General features: G+C 61.6%; 1 protein-coding gene. It reads right to left on the bottom strand.

What is annotated here, in order from left to right; all coding sequences use genetic code 11:
* Positions 1-2: 2 nt before the first annotated feature.
* Entirely contained in the window at positions 3-1,460 is a 1,458-nt protein-coding gene (gene ahcY / locus R4I43_RS34205) for an adenosylhomocysteinase (RefSeq protein ID WP_324269876.1), read from the bottom strand.
* Positions 1,461-1,462 lie beyond the last annotated feature (2 nt).

The following is a 1,462-nucleotide window of genomic DNA, read 5'->3' as shown; positions in this document are numbered from 1 at the left end:
GATCAGTAGCGGTAGTGGTCGGGCTTGTAGGGGCCTTCGACGTCGACACCGATGTAGTCGGCCTGCTCCTTGGTGAGCTTGGTCAGCTTCACACCCAGCGCGTCCAGGTGCAGACGCGCGACCTTCTCATCCAAGTGCTTGGGCAGCACGTAGACGTCCTTGCCGTACTCACCGGGCTTGGTGAACAGCTCGATCTGCGCGATCGTCTGGTTGGTGAAGCTGTTGGACATCACGAACGACGGGTGACCGGTGGCGTTGCCCAGGTTCAGCAGACGACCCTCCGACAGCACGATGATCGAGTGCCCGTCATCGAAGGTGTACTCGTGAACCTGCGGCTTGATCTCCTGCTTGGTCACACCCGGGGTCTTCTCCAGACCCGCCATGTCGATCTCGTTGTCGAAGTGACCGATGTTGCCCACGATCGCCTGGTGCTTCATCTTGGCCATGTGCTCGGCCTTGATGATGTCGTAGTTACCCGTCGTGGTGATGAAGATGTCGGCGTAGTCCACCACATCCTCAAGCGTCTTGACCTCGTAACCCTCCATCGCCGCCTGCAACGCGCAGATCGGGTCGATCTCGGTCACGATCACCCGGGCACCCTGACCCCGCAACGACTCCGCCGAACCCTTACCCACATCACCAAAACCACACACCACAGCGACCTTGCCGCCGATGAGCACATCCGTGGCCCGGTTGATGCCATCCACCAACGAGTGCCGGCACCCGTACTTGTTGTCGAACTTCGACTTGGTCACCGAGTCGTTGACGTTGATCGCCGGGAACAACAACTCCTCGGACTTCACCAGCTCGTACAGCTTGTGCACACCGGTGGTGGTCTCCTCGGTGACACCCTTGATCTCAGCAGCCAACTTGGTGAAACGCTGCTTGTCGCCCTCCAGCGACTTGCGCAGCGTGGACAGCACGACCTTGAACTCCTCCGGGTCATCCACCGACGGCTGCGGCACCGCACCCGCAGCCTCGAACTCCACACCCTTGTGCACCAGCAGCGTCGCATCACCACCATCATCCAGGATCATGTTGGCGACCTTGCCGTCACCGAAGTCCCACAACTGGTCGGTGCACCACCAGTAGTCCTCCAGCGTCTCGCCCTTCCACGCGAACACCGGAACACCCGCCGGAACCTCCGGAGTGCCACTGCCCACCACCACCGCCGCGGCGGCCTCGTCCTGGGTGGAGAAGATATTGCACGACACCCACCGCACCTCAGCACCCAACGCGACCAGCGTCTCGATCAGCACCGCCGTCTGCACCGTCATGTGCAACGAACCCGCGATCCGGGCACCCTTGAGCGGCTGGGAACCAGCATATTCCTTCCGCGTGGCCATCAGACCCGGCATCTCGTGCTCGGCCAACCGGATCTGGTGCCGACCCGCCTCAGCCAGACCCAAGTCCTTCACGGCGAACTCAAGACCGTTGACCTTCTGCAACTTGACGCTCATGA

Origin of the sequence: Saccharopolyspora mangrovi (assembly GCF_035320975.1) — a bacterium.
GTDB lineage: Bacteria > Actinomycetota > Actinomycetes > Mycobacteriales > Pseudonocardiaceae > Saccharopolyspora > Saccharopolyspora mangrovi.
Note: the sequence above shows the minus strand (reverse complement) of the source record. Positions and strands in the feature narration are given on the sequence as shown.